The 16,894-nt window shown below is 40.6% G+C and carries 10 protein-coding genes; 8 read left to right on the top strand and 2 right to left on the bottom strand.

The features are described 5' to 3' along the window. Nucleotides 1–48 precede the first annotated feature (48 nt). From LDB17_RS04990 to LDB17_RS04955, 8 genes are all read left to right on the top strand, one after another. Nucleotides 49–3,174, top strand: a complete 3,126-nt coding sequence (locus tag LDB17_RS04990) for a TonB-dependent receptor (protein WP_252638396.1) — start codon at nt 49–51, stop codon at nt 3,172–3,174. Nucleotides 3,175–3,193: 19 nt separating this feature from the next. After that, nucleotides 3,194–4,822 carry a RagB/SusD family nutrient uptake outer membrane protein gene (locus LDB17_RS04985; RefSeq protein ID WP_252638397.1) on the top strand — a complete coding sequence of 543 codons (1,629 nt, stop codon included), beginning with the start codon at nt 3,194–3,196 and terminating at the stop codon, nt 4,820–4,822. A gap of 39 nt (nt 4,823–4,861) precedes the next feature. Then, nucleotides 4,862–5,989: a SusE domain-containing protein gene (locus LDB17_RS04980; RefSeq protein ID WP_252638398.1), complete on the top strand. Its 1,128-nt coding sequence runs from the start codon at nt 4,862–4,864 to the stop codon at nt 5,987–5,989. 86 nt (nt 5,990–6,075) lie between these two features. After that, nucleotides 6,076–7,227: a glycoside hydrolase family 76 protein gene (locus LDB17_RS04975; RefSeq protein WP_252638399.1), complete on the top strand. Its 1,152-nt coding sequence runs from the start codon at nt 6,076–6,078 to the stop codon at nt 7,225–7,227. Nucleotides 7,228–7,233: 6 nt separating this feature from the next. Beyond that, complete coding sequence (locus tag LDB17_RS04970) at nt 7,234–8,421, top strand: glycoside hydrolase family 76 protein (RefSeq protein WP_252638400.1); 1,188 nt, start codon at nt 7,234–7,236, stop codon at nt 8,419–8,421. Nucleotides 8,422–8,442: 21 nt separating this feature from the next. Beyond that, on the top strand, nt 8,443–9,921 hold the full coding sequence (locus LDB17_RS04965; protein WP_252638401.1) for a glycoside hydrolase family 125 protein: 1,479 nt from the start codon (nt 8,443–8,445) through the stop codon (nt 9,919–9,921). An 8-nt stretch (nt 9,922–9,929) separates the two neighbouring features. Continuing rightward, the gene (locus tag LDB17_RS04960; RefSeq protein WP_252638402.1) at nt 9,930–12,578 is read left to right on the top strand and encodes an alpha-L-rhamnosidase; all 2,649 of its coding nucleotides are present in this window, start codon (nt 9,930–9,932) and stop codon (nt 12,576–12,578) included. 80 nt (nt 12,579–12,658) lie between these two features. Beyond that, nucleotides 12,659–14,602 carry a glycoside hydrolase family 97 protein gene (locus LDB17_RS04955; protein WP_252638403.1) on the top strand — a complete coding sequence of 648 codons (1,944 nt, stop codon included), beginning with the start codon at nt 12,659–12,661 and terminating at the stop codon, nt 14,600–14,602. A gap of 147 nt (nt 14,603–14,749) precedes the next feature. Here LDB17_RS04955 and LDB17_RS04950 read toward each other — a convergent pair whose 3' ends face one another. Together LDB17_RS04950 and dnaN are read right to left on the bottom strand one after the other, a co-directional pair. Continuing rightward, nucleotides 14,750–15,520, bottom strand: coding sequence for a 3'-5' exonuclease (locus LDB17_RS04950; protein ID WP_135104567.1), 771 nt, complete (start codon nt 15,518–15,520; stop codon nt 14,750–14,752). Nucleotides 15,521–15,612: 92 nt separating this feature from the next. After that, nucleotides 15,613–16,737 carry a DNA polymerase III subunit beta gene (gene dnaN / locus LDB17_RS04945; protein WP_135104566.1) on the bottom strand — a complete coding sequence of 375 codons (1,125 nt, stop codon included), beginning with the start codon at nt 16,735–16,737 and terminating at the stop codon, nt 15,613–15,615. Nucleotides 16,738–16,894 lie beyond the last annotated feature (157 nt).

The following is a 16,894-nucleotide window of genomic DNA, read 5'->3' as shown; positions in this document are numbered from 1 at the left end:
TAAAGCGAATTAATCAAAAACAATCTTTTATTTAAATCTAACTATGGTATGATTAAGAGAAAGTACAAAAAAAACTTTGTCAGTTTAGTCTTGTCCCTGTTATTTATTGGGACACCATGCATCTTAAATGCCCAGACTGGCAATATTAATGAGCATCAACAATCACCTTCTGCAAAAAACACAGTAAAAGGAACTGTGAAAGATGAAACAGGAGAGCCTCTTGTTGGTGTTAGTGTAGTAATAAAAGGTACAACAAATGGAACAATGACCGACCTGGACGGTAATTTTTCTATTTCGTGTAACAAAAATGATGTATTACAAATATCCTATGTCGGATTTTTGACACAAGATATTACAGTAGGAAACAACTCCAACTTTCAGATAAAACTGAAGGAAGACCAAAAGGTTCTGGATGAAGTTATTGTGATCGGTTACGGTACTACTACCCGCAAAAGCGCAGTGGGTGCCGTTGATCAGGTAAAGGCAAAAACGATAGAAGAACGTCCGGTGGCTAATGTTACTCAAGCCTTACAAGGAGCTTCACCTAGTTTGACAATCCAACAACGCAGCATGGACCCGAATGACAACAACATGAATATCAACATTCGAGGGCTATCTACCATGAATAACAATTCTCCTCTGATCGTTATCGATGGATTAGTAACCGACAACTCCAGTTTGAACAAACTAAGCCCCGGCGATATTGATAATGTTTCGGTACTGAAAGATGCGGGAACGGCTGCCATCTATGGGTCACGTTCTGCAAATGGTGTTATATTGGTTACAACCAAGAGTGGGAAGAAAAATCAACGCCCTACCGTTCGTCTCGGAATGCAGCTTGGTACACAAGACCCTACCATTTTGTACAGACCGGTAGAAGGATATCAAAATGCGATATTGAAGAACCTGTCATTGACAAATGTAGGGCAAAGCGCAATGTATTCACCCGCAGAAGTACGTGACCTATACGATCACCGAAGCGAAGAGTACTGGAACTTTGACAAGATTATACAATCGGCAATGCAACAGTCGTACAATATGAGCGTTTCGGGTGGTAACGAAAATACAACTTACCTATTCTCCGGAGCGTATTTTGATCAGAAGAGTAACTTTGTTGGACCTAACTACGGTAAACAACGTTACAATCTGCGCTCAAATCTTTCGACAGAGGTAGGACGATTCAAGCTTTCTTCAATCTTATCATATACCCGCGACGACGGAAAGAAATCGGTTGATGGAAATGCGATTATCAACTCATCGCGTATACCTTCATACTACTGGACTAAAATGCAAGCCGACAATGGCAAGTATCTTGTAAATAGCTTGCTTACTGACCAAAACCCATTGGCAGGATTAAAAGAATCGGGATACGAGAAAGGAAATACCGACTACATTAATGCAAACATTAATCTTGAAGTAAAAATCATCGACGGATTGAAATTGCGTGGAGTTGTGGGAGCTGATATATACGCTTATCATCGTTTCATTAGAAGAAAAGAGGTGGATTTGTATAACAACGAGAACAATACAATCCCCGACATGAAAATGAATGCTAAGAGGAATACAGAAGATTACAATGAGAATAAACGCTTGATGAACTACCAGCTTTTGGCGGATTATCAAAAGACATTCAACAATTCTCACAATCTATCCCTGTTGTTCGGAGCAACGAACGAGTCGTATACATTCAAAAGCAATGAAGTAAAATTCATTAATACAGACCCTATCTTAGGCGTTCCGACAGAAACTCCTGAATCAGGAAAGTCTTCGCTTGAAGGCAGAAGAAAAGAAAGTATTACTTCTGTACTCGGACGTGCTTCCTACAATTATTTGGAGAGATATTACGCTGAATTCAGTTTCCGTGAAGACGGTTCTTCAAAGTTTGCGAAAGCAAATCGTTGGGGCTTCTTCCCTTCTTTATCTTTGGGATGGAGAATATCCGACGAATCATTCATGGGCTTCTATAAAGACAAACTGGGTGATCTTAAAATTCGTGGATCGTATGGTATCTTAGGAAACCAAAATATAGATCCGTATCAAACCCTTGTTACCTACAGTTTATACTCAAACACGTACGCATTTGACAATGACGTTGTAGGTGGAGCAGGATATAAATTTGGTAATGAGAACCTGAAATGGGAAAAATCAAAAACATTCAACATCGGAGCAGACTTCTCATTCCTTAGAGGAGCTCTATCGGGAACATTCGATTATTTCCACAAAACAACATCAGATATCCTTTTAGCACCACAAGTACCTACTGTATTTGGAACATCTCTTAGCTCCGAAAACATCGGAGAAATGAAAAATCACGGTTGGGAAATTACACTAAACTATCATCTGAAAACAGGAGAGTTTTCTCATGATTTTTCGGGAAATATAGGAGATTCTCAAAATAAAGTCACAAAACTTGTAGGAGGTAGGGAAATTTCGAAAGCTGACGAATACTTCATAATGAAAGAAGTAGGGCTACCATTCCGTTCTTATTACGGATATAAAATCGACAGCTACTTTAAAACAATGGAAGAAATCCAAACATCAGCCTTACCAGCAGGTATTTCATCTTCAGACCTTCGCCCGGGCGATGTAAAATATGTAGACCGTAACAACGACGGGGTGATCGACGAAAAAGACCGTTTCGTCTTAGGAAATGGATTCCCTCGTTACACATTCGGATTCACTTACAACCTAGAATGGAAAGGCTTTGACTTTAACTTCTTTATTCAAGGTGTTGGAAAACGTGATATGATGGTCCGTGGCGAGTTGGTAGAACCATTCCACTCCAATTATTCGTATGCTATTTACAAACATCAGCTAGACTTTTGGTCTCCAACAAATACCGATGCCACTTACCCTCGTTTGGCAGGAATAGGATCGGTTTCCAATTCTAACAACTATGGTATGGGGTCGGAAATCAACCGATTTGACGGAAAATATCTAAGACTGAAAAATATACAACTAGGATATACCATCCCTAAAAGCCTGACAAATAAACTGATGTTGCAAAGAGTCCGTGCATATGTAAATGCTCAGAATCTGTTTACATTAAGTAAAAACTCTTGGATCGATCCCGAATCTACCGAATTTGATTCAAACATGGGAGGAAATGCCAATAGTGCACGTAACTATCCTACCCTCAAGTATTTTGGTTTTGGATTAGACATTGAATTCTAACAAAAGAAACGATACAAAAATGAAAAAAAGACATATAATAAAATATCTGTTCTTATTGTCAATGGGAGCGTTTATATTCACAGGGTGTAACAACCTCGACCAAATGCCTTACGACAAGCATACAGATGAAACATACTGGCAATCAGTTGAAAATTCAGAACTATTGGTCAATATGGCATACAACCAAATGTATGGTGCAGGAAAAATGTGGACAGACGAAGCCTTGAGCGACAATGTTATTCAGGCCAGAGATGACAACGATCCTCGTAAAATCCGTAACGGCTTGGCAACACCTTCTCTCGGGCTATTTGCCAGCGAATGGAAATGGGCTTATGAAGGCATCAAAACATGTCATAAATACTTAGAGAATGTAGACCGTGTACCCGGTATGGACGAAAACCTTAAAGCAACAAGAAAAGCAGAGATTCGCTTCATCAGAGCCTTTCTATTCTTCCGCTTGGCTTATTTCTACGGTGACGTTCCTTTCTTCACAGAAGACATTACGCTGGCTCAGGCGAAGACCATATCACGCACACAGAAGTCTGTTGTTTTGCAGTTTGTACATGACGAACTCGACGAAATCATTGACATACTGCCTTCAAAAGGTGCGATAACCAACAAAGGACGTATAACCAATGCTGCAGCTGTTGCATTCCAAGCACGAGCTTATCTGTATGAAAACAATTGGCCAATGGTCGAAAAATATACCGATATGCTTATCAATCAGCAAGGCAAATATGGTGTTTACGAACTGTTTGGCGATTATGAAAGCTTGTTCCAATCTCAAAACAAGTATAACAACGAGGTTATTCTCGACTATGGCTATGCAACTACAAACCGCACATGGACTGAGATGTATGCACGCGTACCAATGACTTTGGGAGCTTTCTTAAACTCATGTGCACCGGTACAAGCACTTGTAGACGACTATTGGACAATCAATGGTTATACAATCAGTAAAGACCCTGCATATAATCCAAGCTCTCCATATACCAACAGAGACCCGCGCCTGACAGCAAGTGTTGTTTATGATGGATTCAATTGGGTAGATGAGAACGGAAAAGTATCAACTATACGTACTGCTTATGGAACAGGAACCAAAGACTCTTGGGAAAGTGTGAGCTCCAACAAGTCGGTAACAGGTTACTATACACGCAAGTATTTTGATCCGCAATCCAGAAAAACATTAAAAGACTATGCACAAGAGAACAATATTATCATGTTCCGTTATGCCGACGTTTTATTAATGTACGCAGAGGCAATGCTCGAACAAAACAAGATGAACCAATCGGTATGGGATGCTACCATTAAGAAAATCCGCACAAGAGCAGGATTTACAGCAGCCAGTGCCTTGAATTATCCTTCTACATTATCTACAGCCGAAATGCGTGAATTAATTCACCGCGAACGCCGCATAGAACTAGTATTCGAAGGACTGCGCTACTACGACATCGTAAGATGGAAAGAAGGAACAAAATATCTGAATGGAGTAGTGAACGGAGCTAAATTCGCAAACAACAATTCTTCGTATATAACATTGGATTCAAGAAAATTCAATGAAGGTAAAGACTATCTATGGTCGGTGCCTATCGAAGAAATAGTTAAGAACCCGAATCTAAAACCAAACAATCCCGGTTACTCCGAATAAATAACCTAAAGATTAATTAAATAGAAAAAACATACTATTATGAAAAAGATATTTTACAACATATTCGTATTGCTTTCATTTGTTATGCTAATGTCTGCATGCGGAACAGACGACATGGAATTTAAAAACGCAGATGTTACCGAAGTAAAAAAGCTATATGAGCCGGCTACCGAAAAAGCAATAAACCTTACATCAAGCGGTTCTCTTTACTTCTCTTGGGAACCTGCCATTGCCCAAGATGGCGGTGCACCTTTGTATGAAGTGTATTTTGATAAAGATGGAGGAGATTTTTCAAGCCCACTTTTCGTACTTTCATCAGATCTTAACGGATATTCCAGCGGAGCAGATATCTCTCACAAAATATTAAACAAAGTAGCAGCATTAGCAGGAGCCGAACCGGGTGAAACAATAACTTTGGCTTGGACTGTAGCTTCATCGAGAGGTATTAACCAGAAAATAAGCAAAGTAAGCAATAAGATTACAGTTACAAGAATCGAAGGATTGGAAGATCCGGGACAGGTTTTCATCACAGGAGAAGGCTCTGAGGTAGGAAGCGACTTGGGCAATGCTCTGCCAATGCACCGTTTGGGAGAAGGTGAGTACGAAGTCTATGTTAAACTTGTTGCAGGTGGCACATACAAATTTGTAGACTCCAAATCGGGAAGTCCTGCTGAATATTATATTGCAGACGGTAAGTTAAAAGAAGGTACTGAAGGTACAGCCAATACATTGAATGGTGTATATCGCATCAAAATTGATTTCGGATCAGCTTCAGCTTCTACCCCAGTGGAAATTACAGAAGTAGGATTCTGGTTCTGCCCAACAAATAGTGTTGAATGGAAACTGTCTTACCAAGGAAAAGGTGTTTGGAAAGGAGCAGGTCCTGTTACATTCAAACAAGAATCGTGGGGTAGAGACCAACGTTACAAATTCAGAGTATCACTCAAAGATTCGAAAGGTACAGAGTCTAAAGAAGATTGGGGTCCGGCTAATGCCAATGAAGATGGTACACCTTCGGGAACAGCCAGCTATTACAACTTAGCTATATACACTTCTATATCTCAATGGGATCACAAATGGAAATTTGCAAGCGACTTTGATGGAAAAACCGTTAATCTTACTGTAAAAATGGCCGGAGATACTTATACTCATGAGGTTTCTCTCTGATAAATAAAATCTGATATTAATCGGGAAGATTGACCCGAAAGAAAACCGTAGGGTCAATCTCCTTAGATATAAAGAATATGAAGCTTATGAAAAATATATATTTCGGGTTTATAGCATTAGTTTTGCTAGCCCTATCATCTTGCAACGATCCCAAGGATGAGTATTCGTACGGAACTTTGATAGAATACGATTGGAATGCCGCAGCCGATAGTGCATCTAATGCTTTGATAAATAAATTCTGGAACGAAACAGGCAACTATTTCAATTACGGAAACGACGACAAGGAACTTACATTCCACTATTGGCCCAATGCTCATGCAATGGATGTAGTGATAGATGCTTATCTGCGCACAAACGATAGTAAATACAGTGCTTACTTCGACAAATGGTTTGTGGGCGTGAAGATAAAAAACGGAAATACTTACGAGAATGCCTATGTCGATGATATGGAGTGGAACGCACTGACTATGATCCGCCTGTATAATATCACAAAAGATCAAAAATACTTAAATGCTGCTCAACAGTTGTGGGGCTGGATCAAAGATGCATGGTCTGAAGACGTAGGCGGTGGTATCAGATGGTGCACCGGATCGTGGGTAGCCTTTACAAAGAATGCTTGCTCAAATGCTCCCGCAGCCATCATCGGAGCACGTCTGTATCAAATAACTGAGAACGAAGAAGACCTCGAATGGGCGAAGAAAATATACGACTGGCAAAAACAAACGCTGGTAGTATCTTCGACAGGCGAGGTGAAAGACAATATCATTGTAGAATCGGGTGAAGTGAAAGGCTCTGCTCTTACATACAACGAAGGTACTTACGTGGGAGCAGGAGTAGAATTGTATAATATTACCAAAGATATCGTATATTTGAATGATGCAAAAAGAGCAGCCAATTATACCATCTCTACGCTTATAAACTCAAGCAGCAATGTATTGAGAGACGAAGGAACGGGAGACAATGGTCTGTTTAAAGGAATATTCATGCGCTACTTCCTCGAGCTTATCAAAGTTAACGACTTGGATGAAGCATACCGTCATAAATTTGTCACTTTCTTAAACAACAATGCCTATGTACTTTGGACTACCGGTGTATACAAAAAAGGAGAGTATGAAGACAACCTTCTGTTTGGTTCTTCGTGGGACTCTTCTCCGGTAAGCTTTACCCAACTTACATCACAAGCCAGTGGTTGTATGCTGATAGAGGCAAAAGCTGCATACGAGAATTTGAAAAAGTAAAAGATAATGAAACTTACGTACATTTTTTTATTTGCAATTAGTGTTGCCACAATAGGCTGTAGCCCAAAAGACAAAGGCAATACGAGTTCTAATCTACAGAGAGCCCAGCTAACGCTGGACTCTCTGTATCAAAATTATTCGGCACCCGATACCCGGTTGCTACGTGAAAACTATCCTTTCGATGACAAGTATACGGCTACGTATCTGGCATCGCAAGAGCAAGCGAATATTCCGAACCAATATTCGTACCTATGGCCTTACTCAGGAACATTCTCTGCTGTAAACGCCTTGTTTGAAACAACCAAGGATAAAAAATATCAGGAAATCCTTGATTCGAAAGTACTCCCCGGACTGGAAGAGTATTTCGATCAAAAGAGGAATCCACCTGCTTATGCGTCATATATAAACACTGCACCTCAGTCCGATCGGTTTTATGACGACAATGTATGGCTGGGTATCGACTTTACAGATACTTACACGCTAACCAAAGAAGACAAGTATCTGCAAAAGGCCAAAATGATATGGCAATTCGTAGCCAGCGGTATCGATTATAATCTGGGTGGCGGAATCTATTGGTGCGAACAAAAAAGAGAATCAAAAAACACATGTTCCAATGCACCCGGAGCAGTGTTTGCGCTCAAACTATTTGAGGCAACCAAAGACAGCACTTATTTTCAACAAGGGAAAACCCTGTATGAGTGGACAAAAAAACACCTGCAAGACCCTTCCGACTATTTGTACTTTGACAACATAAGGCTGGACGGAAAAATAGGTGAGGCTAAATTTCCATACAATAGCGGGCAGATGCTACAATCTGCATCTTTGTTGTATAAGCTCACAAAAGACAAGGCTTATCTTACCGATGCCCAGAACATTGCAAAATCTGCATATAATTATTTCTTTACAGATTTTACGACTTCTGACGGACAACAATTCAAACTGTTGAAGAAAAACGATGTATGGTTTATTGCGGTTATGCTTAGGGGATTTGTTGAATTATATCATTTGGATAATGACAAAACATATATAGATGCTTTCCAAAAAAATATGGATTATGCATGGAACAACATGCGTGAAGGCAACGGACTGTTCAATACAGACTGGAGCGGAAAGCAAAAAGATGAGAAAAAGTGGTTGCTTACACAAGCCGCAATGGTAGAAATGTATGGCAAGCTTGCATCTATCAATAAATGAAAAAATCAACATAAAGAAGACATGAAAAGAAAGAAAAACATTGGATTATGCGCCGTAGCGGCTGCAACATTACTAATGGGAGGAAAAGCGGCGGCTCATGACATAACTATCCGAAAGGATAATACGGTGGTAAGCTATAACGTTCCTACCGACTTTAAAAGCAACCGTCCACCCGTTGATCAAAGATTATTCAAATCGAAGGCTGTAGAAAGTGAGATAGTACGGATTAAGAAAATGATCAAAAATCCGAAACTGGCATGGATGTTCGAAAACTGTTTTCCAAACACACTGGACACCACTGTCCGCTATCGCAAAACCAACGGCAAAGACGACACTGTGGTGTACACAGGGGATATACACGCTATGTGGCTTCGCGATTCAGGCGCTCAGGTGTGGCCTTATGTGCAATTGGCAAACAGTGATCCCGAACTGAAGGCAATGCTTGCCGGAGTTATCCGCCGACAATTTAAATGTATCATTATCGACCCATATGCCAATGCTTTTCTTGATCCGCACGACCCGAATCCCGATCACCAATGGATGAGCGACATGACGGATATGAAGCTGGAGTTACACGAACGCAAATGGGAGATAGACTCGCTTTGCTACCCGATACGCTTGGCATACCATTACTGGAAAACAACAGGAGATGCAAGCATCTTTGATGAAGAGTGGTTGCAAGCGATCGAACTGGTATTACAAACATTCCACGAACAACAACGTAAGAATGGTAATGGCCCGTACAAGTTCCAACGCAAAACAGAGCGTCAACTCGATACCATGAATAACGACGGATGGGGCAACCCTGTCAATCCTGTAGGACTTATTGCATCGGCTTTCCGCCCGTCGGACGACGCCACAACATTTCAGTTTTTAGTTCCATCTAACTTTTTTGCTGTTACTTCGTTAAGAAAAGCAGCCGAGATATTGGCAACAGTAAACAAGAAGCCTGAGTTAGCAGAAAAATGTAAAAATTTGGCACAAGAAGTTGAGACAGCCTTAAAAAAATATGCTATCTTTAACCATCCTAAATACGGTCAGATCTATGCCTTCGAGGTAGACGGATTTGGAAACCAGTATTTTATGGACGATGCCAATGTGCCCAGTTTATTGGCAATGCCCTACTTAGGAGATATGGATGCTAATGACCCTATCTATCAGAACACACGAAAATATGTGTGGAGTAAAGATAATCCATATTTCTTCAAAGGAACAGCAGGGGAAGGTATTGGTGGTCCCCATATCGGATATGATATGATATGGCCTATGAGTATCATGATGAAAGCATTCACTAGCCGTGACGAAAAAGAAATTCAGAGATGTATAAAAATGCTTATGGATACCGATGCCGGAACAGGATTTATGCACGAATCGTTCAATAAAGACAACCCTGAAAAGTTTACCCGCGCATGGTTTGCATGGCAAAACACACTTTTTGGCGAATTGATCTTAAAGCAGGTAAACGAAGGTAGAATTGATATGTTAAACGCAATAAAATAAAACCTTTAATGAAAAAGAATCTAAAGCTCCTGATTGCAGTTTCCGTTATTTTAGCCTTTTTAGCAAGTGCTTGTGGCAGTGTTTCAAAAAACACTAAAATCGTAAAAACTCAATGCGAGTATTTAGATTCCCCTATAGGTATCGATGCCGAACATCCTCGTTTCACATGGGTGTTCGGTACTGATACCAAAGATTTCAGGCAAGAAGCTTACCAAATATATATAGCCAGCAGCGAAGAACTACTTGCTTCGGGCAAAGCGGATATATGGACTTCCAACAAAATAGAAAGCGCAACACCCCGTGCTATATACAACGGGGGCACAAAACTCACTTCACATACTCGTTATTACTGGACTGTAACAGTATGGGACAAGAAAGGAAAAACCCACACATCACCTATCAGCTATTTCGAAATGGCTAAAATGTCGAAAGCTGATTGGCAGGCAAAATGGATCACAGATTCGCACGACAAAGAGTTTGAACCTGCACCATTATTCAGAAAAGAATTTAAGACTACAAAGAAATTAATTTCAGCCCGTGTCTATGTCAGCGGCACAGGATATTACGAGATGTTTATAAACCGAAAAAGAGTAGGTGAAAACTTCCTTGATCCGGGTTACACACATTTCGACAAACGCATTTTATATGTTACACACGATGTAACACATCTTATCACCGAAGGAGACAACGCCATTGCGGCAGTTCTCGGAAACGGTTTTTACAACTGCCAGAGCAAAGCCGTATGGGACTTCGAAAGAGCCCGCTGGCGCGAACGCCCTAGTTTGCTGAGCGAACTAAGGCTTGTATACGATGACGGTTCTACCGACATCATATCCACAGACGAATCGTGGAAAACCAACATAGGACCTTATACATATAACAATATATACAGTGGCGACAGGTACGATGCCCGCCTCGAAGAAACAGGATGGAACACTGCCAACTTTGACGACTCTAAGTGGAGCAAAGTACAACCTTCAAAAGAACCTGCTCCGATATTAACTGCTCAGCAAATGCCGGGAATCCGTGCAGTAAAAGAGATCAAGCCAAAATCAGTAAAATCATTCGGAGATAAAATATATCTTTTCGATCTAGGAGAAAATATTGCAGGAGTTTGCCGTTTGTCGGTAAAAGGAGAAGTCGGCACGACATTCAAACTACGCCACGGAGAATTACTAAAAGCAGACGGACGACTCGAGCAAGGCAATATCAATGTTTATTATCGCCCTGAGAAAAAAGGAGAAGTATTTCAAGAAGATGTTTTTATCCTGAAAGGTACAGGAAAAGAAGAAGAATTTACACCTCAGTTCAGCTATCATGGCTTCCAGTATATAGAAGTGGAAAGTGATCGCCCTGTAACACTTACTGTGGATAACCTGACAGGATTATTCCTGCACACAGATATCCCTCAGGTGGGTAATTTTAGCAGTTCAAACAACCTGTTGAACAAGATATGGGCGGCAACAAACCAAAGTTATCAAGGCAACTTACACAGTATTCCTACCGATTGTCCTCAACGTGAGAAGAACGGATGGACGGCAGATGCACATGTTGCTATCGACTTGGCGTTGCTCAACTTTGATGGAATCACCTTGTACGAAAAATGGATGAACGACTTCATCGACAATCAACGTGAAGACGGTGTGATTGCGGGTATTATTCCATCTTCGGGATGGGGATTCGGCGACTGGCCGGGGCCTGTTTGGGATGCTGCGATGTTTATCATTCCCAATGCGCTGTACGACTACTATGGCGAGACCCGAAGCATAGAACACCTCTACCCTACTATGGTCAAATATCTGGATTATCTGAAAACAAAAGAAGTAGACGGAGGATACCTGAACTTTGGATTGGGAGACTGGGTATTTTACAAAGCTCAAACACCGAACGATTATACATCAACGCTCTACTATTATCACGACTATGTATTGATGGCACGCTTTGCCAAACTCTTAGGAAAAGATGCCACTCCATATCAACAAAAAGCAGAGCAGTTGAAAAAACTGATAAACAACAAGTTCTTCAATGCCGAAACAGGCGTTTATGCCAATGGTACTCAAACAGCTCAGGCGGTAGCCCTGTATATAGGAATAGTTCCCGAAGGAAAAGAACAGCTGGTTGCCGACAATTTGCACAAAACCGTTTCGGGGAATAATTACTTCCTCGACTTTGGGCTGTTGGGCAGCAAAACCGTTCCTGCTATGCTTACCAAATACGGATATGTAGAAGACGCTTACAAAATGGCAACCAAGACCGAAGCTCCATCGTGGGGCTACTGGGTAGAAACACAAGGATACAGCACCCTTGCCGAAACATGGACACTTAGTCCTGAGTTCCGCGATGCATCTATCAACCACATATTTATGGGAGATATCAGTGCATGGATGTACAACACATTGGCAGGGATCAATCTCGACAAAGACCAACCCGGATTTCAGAACGTAATCATCAGACCTCATTTTGTGAAAGACTTGGAATGGGTTAAGGGCGAATATAATTCTGTGAGAGGTTTGATAAAATCGGAGTGGAAGAGACAGGGAGATAAGATAAAACTTTCGGTAACCATTCCTGCCGGATCTACTGCAACGATATATGCAGACAAAGAATATACTGTAGGTTCAGGCGTTCACCAATATACAATAAAAGAGAATAAATAAGATATAAGCAGGAGATAAATGCCCGTTCGAATCCCTTGTTGGGACAAATAAAACAAACTAAACATTAATCTATAATAAACATGAAACACAACCTATTGTTATTACTATTTCTAAGCATTGCATTCAGTATAAGCGCTCAGAAAAAAGCAGAATTACAATCGCCTAATGGAGAGATAAAAGTATCTCTTAGTATTTCAGATAAGATATATTACACAATATCTTATAGCAATGATGTATTATTAGAAAATAATCATTTGAGTTTGAACCTCGGAAATGAAACGCTCGGACTCAATCCCAAACTATCGGGGCAAAAAACAAACAAAGTAAACGAGGTTCTTACCCCTGTTGTTCCTTTAAAATACTCATCTGTAAATAATCAGTATAATTCGCTCTTGCTCACTTTCAAAGGAGATTATTCTGTCGAATTCAGAGCCTTTGACGATGGTATTGCTTACCGTTTCATAACCAATAAGAAAGGAGATGTAGAAGTTCTAGGAGAAGATTTTGCTATCAATTTCCCTGCAAATTATTTACTTCATCTACAGCAGCCCGGTGGGTTTAAAACAGCCTATGAAGAATCGTATACACACGTTGAGAGCAATGAGTGGAAAGCTACAGACCGCATGTCTGTATTACCGGTATTGATAGATACAAAGAAAAAATACAAAATACTGATATCCGAATCAGATCTGTCGGATTATCCTTGCATGTTTCTTAAAGGGAATGGAGCAAACGGAGTACAATCTGTATTCCCGAAAGCTCCGCTCGAATTTGGAGAAGATGGCGACCGTAGCTTGAAGATAGTAAAGGAAGCGGATTATATAGCCAAAACAACAGGCAAAAGAAATTTTCCGTGGCGCTACTTCGTCATTACAAAAGACGACAAGCAGCTTATAGAAAATACAATGACATACAGACTGGCTACCAAGAGCCAATTGCAAGACGTATCGTGGATCAAGCCGGGACAAGTTAGTTGGGAATGGTGGAACGAAGCATCGCCTTATGGGCCGGATGTGAATTTCGTAGCCGGATTCAATCTTGAAACCTATAAATATTACATCGATTTTGCATCCAAATACGGTATCGAGTATATTATTATGGACGAAGGTTGGGCAAAAAGCACACGCGATCCTTATACTCCTAATCCGAAAGTAGATGTACATGAACTTATCCGCTACGGAAAAGAAAAGAATGTAGGCATCATACTATGGCTAACATGGTTAGTGGTAGAAAACAATCCTGATATATTCAAAACATTCAGCGAATGGGGTGTTAAAGGTGTTAAGATCGACTTTATGGATAGAAGCGACCAATGGATGGTGAACTACTACGAACGCATAGCCAAAGAAGCGGCAAAATACAATATTCTGGTTGATTATCATGGTTCATTCAAGCCTGCGGGAATCGAGTACAAGTATCCGAATATCCTTTCGTACGAAGGAGTAAGAGGCATGGAACAAATGGAAGGTTGTACCCCTGAAAATAGTGTCTATTTTCCATTCATGCGCAATGCTGTAGGCCCTATGGATTACACGCCGGGAGCAATGATAAGCATGCAACCCGAAAGATACTGCGGTCATCGCCCTAACTCGGCAAGCATAGGAACCAGAGCTTACCAGTTGGCACTGTTCGTTATTTTCGAAAGCGGACTTCAAATGTTGGCAGACAACCCTACCTTGTATTACAGAAATGAGGATTGTACCAAATTTATCACCGATGTGCCTGTAACATGGGACGAAACTCGTGCACTGGAAGCCAAAGCGGGAGAATATGCGGTTGTGGCAAAGCGCAAAGGCAATAAGTGGTATATAGGCGGTATGACAAATAACACAGAAAGACAACTTGAGATAAGCCTTGACTTCCTCAATGCCGGAACATCATATAAGATGACTTCGTTCGAAGACGGAATCAATGCCGGACGTCAGGCTATGGACTATCGCAGAAAAGAATCACACGTAAAATCGGGTGATAAGATACAGATAAAGATGGCTAGAAACGGAGGATTTGCCGCCGTAATAGAATAAGGTGAGTTATTTAGGTAACTCTTGTAAATAAAGAGCGATATTGGTTATTTAAGGAGCTGTCCCAAAAGGATGGCTCCATGCTTAAACGATCAAAAAGGCTGTCCCTGTTAGAAGAGACAGCCTTTTTAATATCATTGAATGAGGCCATTACTTTTGTATTTCCCTCAACTTGATCTTAGTTAATACTTGCTTGGTGTTTAATGGAAAATCGGCATCCATCATCCACGCATAGAAACTAGGCTCTCTTTTGAGCACCTCTGCTACCGGCTTGCCTTTATGTTTGCCAAAGTTGAACACCTCTATGCCATTCTCGTCTCTTATAATACGACCCGCAAGGTCTACATTGTTGTTGAAGAAAGAGAATTCCGCAGCCAGCTTTTCCATATCGTTTTCCAGATCAGGATATTTATCCAGCTGTGCTTTCAATACTTCGTAAGTAGCAAGTGTGTCTGCTTCAGCCGAGTGAGCATTATCCAAATTCTTGTCGCAATAGAACTTATATGCGGCTTCGAGCGTGCGTTGTTCTTTCTTATGGAAGATGATCTGCACATCTATCATTTTACGTTTTGAGAAGTCGATATCCACATCAGCACGAAGAAATTCTTCCGCAAGGAGAGGAATATCGAAACGGCTCGAATTGAACCCTGCCAAATCACAACCTTCCATCTGATCGGCCAAAGATCTGGCAATCTGCTTGAACGTCGGGCAGTCTTTCACATCTTCGTCAGATATACCATGTATAGCAGTTGCTCCTGCCGGAATTGGCATTTCCGGGTTGATACGTCTGGTCTTCATCTCTTCTTTCCCATTGGGATATACCTTCAGATAGGATAGTTCTACAATACGGTCTTTCACCGTATCTGTTCCGGTAGTTTCCAAGTCAAAGAATATGAGCGGATTCCTCAGATTTAGTTCCATAAGCTTTTTTATTAAAAAACTTTATCATCCCTCTCTTTTACAGAAGAATGATAAAGTTGTCATATATCTATTTTAGTTATCTATTACTTTCCTTAGTCGTTGAGCATCATTGGCATAAGCAGCATCAACAAGTCTTCATTCTCTTCATTTTCGGCAGGAATAATAAGCCCTGCACGTGAAGGGTCTGACAGTTCGAGTGAGATATCAGACGATGGGATATTGTTCAGAATATCGATAAGGAAACTTGACTTAAAACCTATGCTCATCGGTGTTCCTGTATAATCGCATGGAATAGTTTCTTCGGCGGCTGTAGAGAAATCTATATCCTGAGCCGAAACGATAATATTCTTGTCAGACAGCTGCAATCTGATGAGGTTACTTGCCTGATTAGAGAATACCGAAACACGTTTCAATGCATTGAGGAATGACAAACGATCGAGAATTACTTTGTTCGGGTTATTTTGTGGAATTACCGAATTATAATTTGGATAACGACCTTCTATAAAACGGCAAGTCATTGTATAGCTCGACATTTTTATATAGGCATTATTCTCATCGAATTTGATTTCTACTGTTTCAGATTCTTTTGGCAGAATAGCACGAAGTAAGTTTGCCGGTTTCTTTGGTAGAATAAACGAAGCACGTTCTGCTCCCTTTGCCGACAATGTTTTGCAACGTACCAACTTGTGTCCGTCAGATGCTACGAAAGTAAGATCTTCGGTGCTGATATCGAAGTAAACGCCATTCATCACCGGACGAAGCTCGTCGTCTGCACTGGCAAACAATGTGCGGTTGATACCCGAAAATAAAACCTGAGGCTCGATAGTCAGGCTAACGGCTGTTTCTTTCAACTGTTTAGGTTGAGGATAGTCTTCACCGTTTTGTCCGATAAAGTTATACTTACCGTTATGAAAGAAAATAAATGTCTCCAGATTGTCGCTATTGATCTCAAATGTAAGCGGTTGGTCAGGCAATTCCTTCAATGGATCCAACAGATTCTTTGCATTCACTGCGAACTTTCCATTACCGTCAGCCTCGTTCACTTCAAGAGAAGTAACCAAACGTGTTTCAGAGTCTGCTGCTGTAAGAGAGAGGGTAGAACCTTCGAGCTCGAGCAAGAAACAATCTAAAATAGGTAATGTATTCTTTGAATTGATCACCTTGCTTATTGCCTGCAAGTGACTTAATAATGCTGTACTGGAAACAACAAATCTCATATTTTCAGTATGTTTAAAGTTTTATTTTCAAATAATATTAATAGAGCAAATATAGTTATTTTTTATTACTTCTATCACCTTTATTTTGTTATAATCATCATAAAAATGAACTTGTAAAACTACCGGTCTATTTTCCTTCCTTTATCAAAAGGTGACA

It is taken from the genome of Dysgonomonas sp. Shenzhen-Wh21 (assembly GCF_043392705.1).
Classification (GTDB): domain Bacteria; phylum Bacteroidota; class Bacteroidia; order Bacteroidales; family Dysgonomonadaceae; genus Dysgonomonas.
The sequence above is the reverse complement of the archived record's forward strand: the minus strand, read 5'-3'. Positions and strand labels throughout refer to the sequence as shown.

Excerpts from the sequence above, each read along its gene's own strand:
- LDB17_RS04960 (WP_252638402.1), top strand. The coding sequence starts at position 9,930 with ATGAAAAAGAATCTAAAGCTCCTGATTGCAGTTTCCGTTATTTTAGCC.
- LDB17_RS04980 (WP_252638398.1), top strand. The coding sequence starts at position 4,862 with ATGAAAAAGATATTTTACAACATATTCGTATTGCTTTCATTTGTTATG.
- LDB17_RS04985 (WP_252638397.1), top strand. The coding sequence starts at position 3,194 with ATGAAAAAAAGACATATAATAAAATATCTGTTCTTATTGTCAATGGGA.
- LDB17_RS04975 (WP_252638399.1), top strand. The coding sequence starts at position 6,076 with ATGAAAAATATATATTTCGGGTTTATAGCATTAGTTTTGCTAGCCCTA.
- LDB17_RS04965 (WP_252638401.1), top strand. The coding sequence starts at position 8,443 with ATGAAAAGAAAGAAAAACATTGGATTATGCGCCGTAGCGGCTGCAACA.
- LDB17_RS04970 (WP_252638400.1), top strand. The coding sequence starts at position 7,234 with ATGAAACTTACGTACATTTTTTTATTTGCAATTAGTGTTGCCACAATA.
- dnaN (WP_135104566.1), bottom strand. The coding sequence starts at position 16,737 with ATGAGATTTGTTGTTTCCAGTACAGCATTATTAAGTCACTTGCAGGCA.
- LDB17_RS04950 (WP_135104567.1), bottom strand. The coding sequence starts at position 15,520 with ATGGAACTAAATCTGAGGAATCCGCTCATATTCTTTGACTTGGAAACT.
- LDB17_RS04955 (WP_252638403.1), top strand. The coding sequence starts at position 12,659 with ATGAAACACAACCTATTGTTATTACTATTTCTAAGCATTGCATTCAGT.
- LDB17_RS04990 (WP_252638396.1), top strand. The coding sequence starts at position 49 with ATGATTAAGAGAAAGTACAAAAAAAACTTTGTCAGTTTAGTCTTGTCC.